General features: G+C 64.7%; 10 protein-coding genes. 3 read left to right on the plus strand and 7 right to left on the minus strand.

All coding sequences use genetic code 11. The features are described from left to right. Positions 1-108: 108 nt before the first annotated feature. Complete coding sequence (locus NE609_RS16125; RefSeq protein WP_256153104.1) at positions 109-666, minus strand: flavodoxin family protein; 558 nt, start codon at positions 664-666, stop codon at positions 109-111. 19 nt (positions 667-685) lie between these two features. Beyond that, complete coding sequence (locus NE609_RS16130) at positions 686-1,519, minus strand: DegV family protein (protein ID WP_256153105.1); 834 nt, start codon at positions 1,517-1,519, stop codon at positions 686-688. A 309-nt stretch (positions 1,520-1,828) separates the two neighbouring features. Between NE609_RS16130 and NE609_RS16135 the strand changes: the two genes are divergently transcribed. From NE609_RS16135 to NE609_RS16145, 3 genes are read left to right on the plus strand one after another with little or no spacing between them, the layout of a single operon-like run. Beyond that, positions 1,829-2,065, plus strand: a complete 237-nt coding sequence (locus NE609_RS16135; protein ID WP_101552791.1) for a FeoA family protein — start codon at positions 1,829-1,831, stop codon at positions 2,063-2,065. Continuing rightward, positions 2,062-4,206 (plus strand): ferrous iron transport protein B, encoded by a 2,145-nt coding sequence (gene feoB, locus NE609_RS16140; RefSeq protein ID WP_121586737.1) that lies wholly within the window; start codon positions 2,062-2,064, stop codon positions 4,204-4,206. Before NE609_RS16135 ends, feoB begins: the two co-directional genes overlap by 4 nt. Before the next feature lie 15 nt (positions 4,207-4,221). Continuing rightward, entirely contained in the window at positions 4,222-4,386 is a 165-nt protein-coding gene (locus NE609_RS16145; RefSeq protein WP_256153106.1) for a FeoB-associated Cys-rich membrane protein, read from the plus strand. Positions 4,387-4,466: 80 nt separating this feature from the next. Here the strand turns inward: NE609_RS16145 and NE609_RS16150 are convergent, their stop codons facing one another. The 5 genes from NE609_RS16150 to NE609_RS16170 all read right to left on the minus strand — a co-directional run bounded on the left by NE609_RS16150 (position 4,467) and on the right by NE609_RS16170 (position 7,508). Next, the gene (locus NE609_RS16150) at positions 4,467-5,195 is read right to left on the minus strand and encodes an NAD-dependent protein deacylase (RefSeq protein WP_121586735.1); all 729 of its coding nucleotides are present in this window, start codon (positions 5,193-5,195) and stop codon (positions 4,467-4,469) included. A gap of 312 nt (positions 5,196-5,507) precedes the next feature. Continuing rightward, entirely contained in the window at positions 5,508-6,209 is a 702-nt protein-coding gene (locus NE609_RS16155; RefSeq protein ID WP_256153107.1) for a DNA alkylation repair protein, read from the minus strand. Then, positions 6,206-6,550, minus strand: a complete 345-nt coding sequence (locus tag NE609_RS16160; RefSeq protein ID WP_256153108.1) for an MmcQ/YjbR family DNA-binding protein — start codon at positions 6,548-6,550, stop codon at positions 6,206-6,208. The genes NE609_RS16155 and NE609_RS16160 overlap by 4 nt, the downstream gene beginning before the upstream one ends. After that, positions 6,547-7,008 (minus strand): S-ribosylhomocysteine lyase, encoded by a 462-nt coding sequence (locus NE609_RS16165; protein WP_121586732.1) that lies wholly within the window; start codon positions 7,006-7,008, stop codon positions 6,547-6,549. Before NE609_RS16165 ends, NE609_RS16160 begins: the two co-directional genes overlap by 4 nt. 2 nt (positions 7,009-7,010) lie before the next feature. Beyond that, positions 7,011-7,508 (minus strand): DNA-deoxyinosine glycosylase, encoded by a 498-nt coding sequence (locus tag NE609_RS16170; RefSeq protein WP_101552805.1) that lies wholly within the window; start codon positions 7,506-7,508, stop codon positions 7,011-7,013. Positions 7,509-7,633 lie beyond the last annotated feature (125 nt).

The raw sequence follows: 7,633 nt of genomic DNA on the forward strand, positions 1-7,633 counted from the left end.
TCGCTGTCGGTCGACTACCGACAAGCTACGTCGCTCAATGAGCGGACGATCTAAAACCGCCGTCGGCCGGCCACCGACAAACTCCGCCGCTCCCTGAGCGGCAAACCCCTACAAGTCCATTGCCAAATCGCGCGCGGCCTCCAGCCATTCGCTCTTCGCGGCATCGCCGATGTCGCCGAGGCCGGACGCCACGAGGATACCGCGGTCCTCCCAGCCGAGATAGTCGGCCATGACCTCGTAGTTTGCGACGGCGGGCTCGAAGTCGTCCTCCTCCTCGGAGGCGCCGCAGAGGATGAGCGCGCTCTCCTTGTCCGCGAACGCCCGGCGCTTGTCGTCGCCGTGGCAGAGCGGGTAGAACCGGTCGATGACGGCCTTGAGCTGGGCGGGAAATCCAAAGTAATAGATCGGCGCGGCAAAGACGATCATGTCCGCCACATTGAGTTTGGGAAAGAGCTTCTGCATGTCGTCCTGCTGGACGCAGGGCAGGCCGTCCTTTTTCCAGCAGCGCTCGCACGCCTGGCAGCCCGCGATCTTCATGCCGCTGACCCGCAGGACCTCGGTCTCATGCCCCTTTTCCCGCGCCGCGACGGCAAACGCCTCCGCGAGGACCTGGCTGTTGCCCTTTGGGCGCGGACTTCCCACCAATACCAGGATGTTCTTTTTCATGCCACATTCCTCCGTCCGGTCAAAATGCGATGATGACGCCGCCTTCGTTCGCATACATTGTACTGATGCCGCGGGTGGGGGCGACGACGATCTCCTTGAAGTTGTAGCGGCGGGCGGCCTCCGCGCGGATGAAACGCGCCTGCCGTTCGTTGTTGCAGTGGGTGATGACGAGGGTGCGGTCGGAGAAATTGCTCCGCCGCTCGCCGACGATGTCGACCAGCCTTGTGAAGGCGCGCACCGAGCCGCGCGCCTTTTCATAGAGCTTGATTTCGCCGGCGTCCCCCATCATGATCGGACGCAGCGACATCGCGGACGCGACATAGCCGGTCAGCCTGCCCATACGGCCCGCCTTGATGAGGGTGTCGAGGTTCTCCACGATGAAATAGGTCTTCATCCCGTGGATGAACGCGGTGACCTCGCGTACGATCTCGTCGAACGCCATCCCCGCCTCGGCGCACTCCTTGATCCGGATGCCGACGGCGATCTCCCCGGCGGACGCGGAGAGGGAATCGAAAACGTGCACACGGTGGCCCGGATGCTCCGATTCGACCATCTCCCTGGCGACCATCGCGCTGTTGTAGGAGCCGCTCAGCTTGGAGGAAAGGGTGACCGCGAAGACCTCCTTCGCCTCGAGAAAGAGCCTTGCCCACACGTCGGGCGCGGGACAGGCGGATTTCGGGATGTGGCGGCTCTGCTTCATGGCCGCGAGAAACCGCGGGATGTCCATCGAATCGTCGTCGATGTAGCTCACGTCGTCGAGCAGGATGGTCAGCGGCGCCGTCCGAGCACCCAGCGGCCCGGTAAGCGCGGGAACCAACTCGCAGCAGCTGTCGGCAACCAGTTTGTATTCCATCGTTTCAGGTCCTTTCCACCGCGGCCCCAGCGCCTCCGCCGCAATCCAAAACGGCCCCGCCGTTTTGCGGCCGCCCCGGCGGCCGGTCCGCCCGCGGCGGACGATTGCGGCGCGTGCGCGCCGCGAAATTTACAGTTAGGTTTATCATACCGCAGTTTGCCCGATAAATCAATGCGCGTGGCAGGGAATGTTGTGCAAAAAGCCGCCGCCCGCTCCACTTGACAAAGGATATGGGATGGCGTATCATGTAAGCCGTGGCTAACAATTCGATTTGAAACGTTCTGCAACCGCAGGCAATGAGGGGTACATATGACACTGGATCAACTGGGCGTGGGAAACAGCGGCATCATTTTGAAGGTCGGCGGCGCGGGCGCCCTGCGCAGGCGGCTGCTCGACATGGGCCTCACCCCGAAGACGCGGGTGATGGTGCGCAAGGTCGCGCCGATGGGCGACCCGATTGAACTGCACCTGCGCGGGTACGAGCTGACCCTGCGGCTCGAGGACGCGCGGGAGATCGAACTGGAAGCAGAGGAGGACGCGCAATGATCTTCGCGCTTGCGGGCAACCAGAACTGCGGCAAGACCACCCTCTTCAACCAGCTGACCGGCTCCAACCAGCACGTGGGGAACTTCCCCGGCGTGACGGTGGAACGCAAGGAGGGGGTCGTCACCCGCGCGGGACGCGGGGCGATTCCCCGCCTGTGGCACCGGATGCGGCAGAAGGAGCGGCACCGCGCGTTCCATGAGGCGGCGCGGGACAACACGCTGCGCGAGACGCGGGACGCCATGCGGGAGGCCCACGAGGACCGCCGCCGCCTCGGCGAGATCCGGGTCGTCGACCTGCCGGGCATCTACTCCCTCTCCCCCTATACGAACGAGGAGATCGTCACGCGTGATTTTCTGCTGGATTCCCACCCCGACGGGATCATCAACATTGTCGACGCGACCAACATCGAGCGCAACCTCTACCTGACGCTCCAGCTCATCGAGCTGCACATCCCGATGGTCGTGGCGCTCAATATGATGGACGAGTTCCGTGCGAACGGCGGCACGATCAAGATCAAAAAGCTCTCGGAGGAGCTGGGGGTTCCCGTCGTGCCGATCTCGGCGGTCAAAAACGAGGGCATCGACGAGCTTATCCACGCGGCGGCAGCGACCGCCGCCGCGCGGCAGCTCCCCGCGCGGCTCGACTTCTGCTCGGGCGCGGTGCACCGCTGCATCCACGCGGTCGCCCACCTCGTCGAGGACCACGCCGAACGCATCGGCGTGCCGCCGCGCTTCGCCGCCACCAAGCTGGTGGAGGGGGACGCGCCGATGATGGAGCGGCTGGCGCTCTCGGAAAATGAGAAGGACATGGTCGAGCACAGCGTCACCGAGATGGAACAGGAGCTGGGCACCGACCGGGAGGCGGCGCTCGCCGACATGCGTTACTGCTTCATCGACGATTTGGTGCGCACCGCGGTGGTCAAGCCGGGAGAAAGCCGCGAGCACGTGCGCAGCGTGCGGATGGACGCGGTGCTCACCCACAAATATTTCGCCATCCCCATCTTCCTGGTCATCATGCTGCTCATCTTCTGGCTGACCTTCGGGGTGATCGGCAGCTTTTTGAGCGACCTGCTGTCGACGGGCATCGACGCCGTCACCGCCTCCGTCTCGTCGGCGCTCGGCGCCTACGGGCTCAACCCCGTCGTCCACTCGCTGGTCATCGACGGCGTCTTCGCGGGGGTCGGGAGCGTGCTCTCCTTCCTGCCGATCATCGTCGTACTCTTCTTTTTCCTCTCGATGCTCGAGGACAGCGGCTATATGGCGCGCGTCGCCTTCGTCATGGACAAGCTGCTGCGCAAGATCGGTCTTTCGGGCCGCTCCTTCGTGCCGATGCTCATCGGCTTTGGCTGCTCGGTGCCCGCCATCATGGCGACCCGCACCCTCTCGAGCGAGCGGGACCGCCGCATGACCATCCTGCTCACCCCCTTCATGTCCTGCAGCGCCAAGCTGCCGATCTACGCGATGTTCACCATGGCCTTCTTCCCCAGCCACCGCGCGCTCGTCATGATCTGCCTCTATGCGGGGGGCATGGCCGTCGGGGTGCTCTGCGGGCTGGTGCTCAAAAACACCGCCTTCCACGGCAAGCCGGTGCCCTTCGTCATGGAGCTGCCCAACTACCGCATGCCCAGCCCCAAGAGCGTCTTCCTGCTGCTGTGGGACAAGGCCAAGGACTTTCTGACCCGCGCCTTCACGGTGATCTTCATCGCCACGATCGTCATCTGGTTTTTACAGACTTTCGATTCCCGGCTCAACGTGGTCGCCGCGGGCGGCGAGGCGAGCATGCTCGCCTCCTTCGGGCGGTTCCTTTCGCCCATCTTCGCGCCGCTCGGCTTTACCGACTGGCGCGCCTCCACCGCGCTGCTGACCGGCTTTTCCGCCAAGGAGGCGGTCGTCAGCACGCTGGCCGTGCTCACCGGCACCAATACCGCGACCCTTCCCGCCGCGCTCGCCGGCATCTTCACCCCGGCGGCGGCCGTCGCGTTCCTCACCTTTACACTGCTCTACACCCCCTGCGTCGCGGCCGTCGCGGCCGTCAAGCGGGAGCTCGGCGGCGGGCACGCGGCGGCCATGGCGGTCTGCCAGAGCGGGCTCGCGTGGGTGGTGGCGTTCTTCGTCTACCGCGCCGCCCTGCTGTTCGTCTGACGAAAGGAGTTTTCCATGCATCCGATCGATTATCTGGTTCTCGGCCTGCTCGCGGTGCTCGTGGTGCTGGCGGTGCGCTACGCGGTCCGCCACCGGGGCAGGTGCGGGGGCGGCTGCGCCGGCTGCCCCCACGCGGACGGGTGCCGCTCCCCGAAGAAGCGGGACCCCGGTACAAAATAACGCGCCTTTATAAACCAAGGCTCCCCCACCGCGCCGGGCGCGGTGGGGGAGCCGTTTTTGCCCGGAAGGCGCGCGCCCCGCTAACGGGGGGCGCGCACCCGGATCGCGCCGAGCACCCGGCCGATCGGTTCCTGGACCAGCAGGTCGGCCTGGCCGTCCATCGGCGTCGCGGACTTGTTGATGACGGCGATCCTCCCGCCGCAGTAGCGGATGAGCCCCGCCGCCGGATAGACGGCCAGCGAGGTGCCGCCGATGATCAGCAGGTCGCAGGCGGAGATCTCCTGCACCGCGCGTTCGAGGGTGCCGCCGTCGAGGCTCTCCTCGTAGAGCACCACGTCGGGCTTGACCACGCCCCCGCAGACGCACCGGGGCACCCCCTGCGACGCGAGGATGAAGCGCGCGTCGTAAAATCTGCGGCAGTCCATGCAATAGTTCCGGTGGACCGACCCGTGCAGCTCGAGCACCTCTCTGCTGCCCGCCGCCTGGTGCAGGCCGTCGATGTTCTGGGTGATGACGGCGGAGAGCCTGCCCGCCGCCTCCATCTCGGCGAGCTTGAGGTGCGCGGGGTTCGGCTTGGCGTCGGGCGCAAGCATCTTGGCGCGGTAAAATTCATAGAATTCCTCCGGCCTGCGCGTGAAAAAGGTGTGGCTGATGATCGTTTCGGGCGGGTATTTGTACTGCTGGTTATAGAGCCCGTCCACGCTGCGGAAATCGGGGATGCCGCTTTCGGTCGAGACGCCCGCCCCGCCGAAAAAGACGATTCTGGCGCTCCTGTCGATCAATTCCTGGAGTTTTTCCGTGCCGGTCATTGAAATTCCTCCTTGTAACATTTTGTCGAAAATCTTCTAACTGTAATATTAATTTTGGCAGAACATGCCTGATTGTCCCAGCGATTTTCCTGTCCGTCCCGCTTGTAAAAAATCTCCTGACATTAACTGTAAAACAATCCTTTAATTGTAAAAATTTTCAAAAAGGGGTTGATTTTTCCTGAAAAATGTGATAGACTAATCTTGTTAAAAAATAATCAAAATTGATCAAATTCGACTTACTTCTCTCTTCCACACACACATAGATCGAAAAAAGCGGGCTGTGTCGCACAGTCCGCTTTTTTCCGCCCTTTTTTAACGGACCGCCTTGCGCAGCGCGCGGATCTCCGCCTTCGTCCGGGCGTCCACCCGGTTGGATTCCACAATCTTCTGCAGCGCCATGCGGCGTGTCTGCGGGTCGAACGCCTCCCCCTCGAGCAGGGGCAGCGTCCGCCCGGGGAACTTGACATAGCAGACGGACAGCGCCCACGCGACCGCCATTTTGACATAGTACCCCTCGTGGCGCACCGCCCCCAGAAGGGACAGGACCTCGCCGATGTACTCCTCGTCGATGTAGTAGTCCATCAGCATGACCACCGCGAAGCGAACCTCGAATTCCTCCCCGCCCGCAAAATAGGGCCGCAGGAAGGCGAGCGTCTCCGCCCGGTGCTTTTTCACCAGCTTGAGCCCGGCGCAGACGCTGTCGTTCACCGCCCAGTTGCCGATCTTGGGGATGAATTCCCGCAGGCGCTCGAACAGCTCGTCCGGCTCCATTTTCGCGCACCCGAGCACGAGACCCTGGAGCATCGTCTCCTCGTAGGTGTCCGTTTGGGCGGCGGCGAGGTAGCCCCGCCAGTCCCCTCGGGCGAGCTCCCGCGCGAGCTGGCGCAGCGCGGGGATGCGCACGCCGAGCAGGTTTTCCACCTCGGGCACCAGCTTCTGGTGGAAGGCGCGGTAGCTGGGATCGGCCATCGCGCGCAGGCGCTCTTTCAGCGCCGCGTATTCTTCCGTCGTCACCGGGATTTCCTCCTCTCCCTCGGCGCGGTCAGCTCCCAGCTGTGGTCGATCATCCCGCGCAGCGTCTCCTCCTCCAGGCCGCCGTTTACGTCGACGGTGTTCCAGTGGGTCTTGTTCATGTGGTAGCCGGGCGTCACCTGCGGATGGACCCTGCGCCAGAATTCCGCCTGCATCGGCTCGCACTTGAGGTTCATGAGCAGCTTCCCCTCCCGCTCGAAGACCATGGCGAAAATCTTGTGGGTGCCCCGGTGTCGCAGGACTGCCCACTCGTCGCCGAACGGGTAGTCCTCATAGGCGTCCGGCCAGGTGAGGCAGAGGTCGATCAGTTCCCGGCCGGTCATGCGCGGTACGCCATCCGCTCGGGCGTCCAGCCGTCGAGCACCGCCGCGTAGTCCGCCGCCACCGCCTTCGCGCCCGCGAGGTCGTGGTCGCGGAAGTTGCCGCACTCGGCCTCCGCGGCGCCGGGGATCTCCCCCTCGAAGCCCGCGATGAACCGGAAGGTCTCCCGCAGCAGGGAGATGACCTCCTCCTTCGGGATGCTGTCGCGGGTCAGGAAATAAAAGCCCGTGCGGCAGCCCATCGGTCCGACGTAGACGATCCCGTCGGTCCAGCGGCTGTTGCGCACATAGGTGGCGAAGAGGTGCTCGATTGTGTGCAGCGCCCCGTTTTCGAGGAAGCTGCCCGCGTTGGGGATGCACATACGCAGGTCGTAGGTGACCACGTCCCCGTCGATGCGGGAGACGTAGAGACCCTTTTCCAGTTTGGTGTGGTCGACGCAGAAGCTGGCGATCCGGTTCATATTCAGTCCTCCAGATAATCAAGTACCGCCCGGTAGGCCTCCACGAGCCGCTCAAAGGAACAGGCGCAGTTCGCGGGGCTGGGCGAGGGCAGCGCCAGGGCCGAAAGCCCCGTGCGCGGCCGGATGTGGGTTTGGTAAAGGCCGGCGGCCCGCCTGCCCGTCGTAAAGACGGCGCGGATGTCCGCCGCCGCAAGGATCGGCGTGAGATCGTTGGCGACGGGGTTTTGGATGCTCGCGTCCGACGCGCCCTCGATATCGCAGGAGGCGAGCACGTCCCACAGCGCGATCCCCCGCCGCAGGGCGAGCGCGCGCTTTTCCGGGACCGTTTGGGGCGCGGGCTCGTCCAGCGCCGCGGCGAGCGCCCGCCAGAATCGGTTCTGCGGGTGGCCGTAATAGAAGCCCTGCTCCCGCGACTTGGGGGAGGGCATCGTGCCGAGGATGAGCACGCGGGAGCGCGCGTCATAGACGGGCGGGATGGTATGTACGATGTGCGCGGGCATGGCGGACGCCTCCCTTTCCGGGTGATGGGGTGCTGCTGGACTTTGCGGAGCGCGGCGGAAGCGCGGGACGGCGGCGGGATGCCCGCGCGGAGCGCGGGCCGCGGACGCTTCGCGTCCGCGCGCGG

It is taken from the genome of Anaerotruncus sp. DFI.9.16 (assembly GCF_024461615.1).
Classification (GTDB): Bacteria; Bacillota; Clostridia; order Oscillospirales; family Ruminococcaceae; genus Anaerotruncus; species Anaerotruncus massiliensis.

Excerpts from the sequence above, each read along its gene's own strand:
- NE609_RS16150 (WP_121586735.1), bottom strand. The coding sequence starts at position 5,195 with ATGACCGGCACGGAAAAACTCCAGGAATTGATCGACAGGAGCGCCAGA.
- NE609_RS16125 (WP_256153104.1), bottom strand. The coding sequence starts at position 666 with ATGAAAAAGAACATCCTGGTATTGGTGGGAAGTCCGCGCCCAAAGGGC.
- NE609_RS16145 (WP_256153106.1), top strand. The coding sequence starts at position 4,222 with ATGCATCCGATCGATTATCTGGTTCTCGGCCTGCTCGCGGTGCTCGTG.
- feoB (WP_121586737.1), top strand. The coding sequence starts at position 2,062 with ATGATCTTCGCGCTTGCGGGCAACCAGAACTGCGGCAAGACCACCCTC.
- NE609_RS16130 (WP_256153105.1), bottom strand. The coding sequence starts at position 1,519 with ATGGAATACAAACTGGTTGCCGACAGCTGCTGCGAGTTGGTTCCCGCG.
- NE609_RS16160 (WP_256153108.1), bottom strand. The coding sequence starts at position 6,550 with ATGACCGGCCGGGAACTGATCGACCTCTGCCTCACCTGGCCGGACGCC.
- NE609_RS16170 (WP_101552805.1), bottom strand. The coding sequence starts at position 7,508 with ATGCCCGCGCACATCGTACATACCATCCCGCCCGTCTATGACGCGCGC.
- NE609_RS16135 (WP_101552791.1), top strand. The coding sequence starts at position 1,829 with ATGACACTGGATCAACTGGGCGTGGGAAACAGCGGCATCATTTTGAAG.
- NE609_RS16165 (WP_121586732.1), bottom strand. The coding sequence starts at position 7,008 with ATGAACCGGATCGCCAGCTTCTGCGTCGACCACACCAAACTGGAAAAG.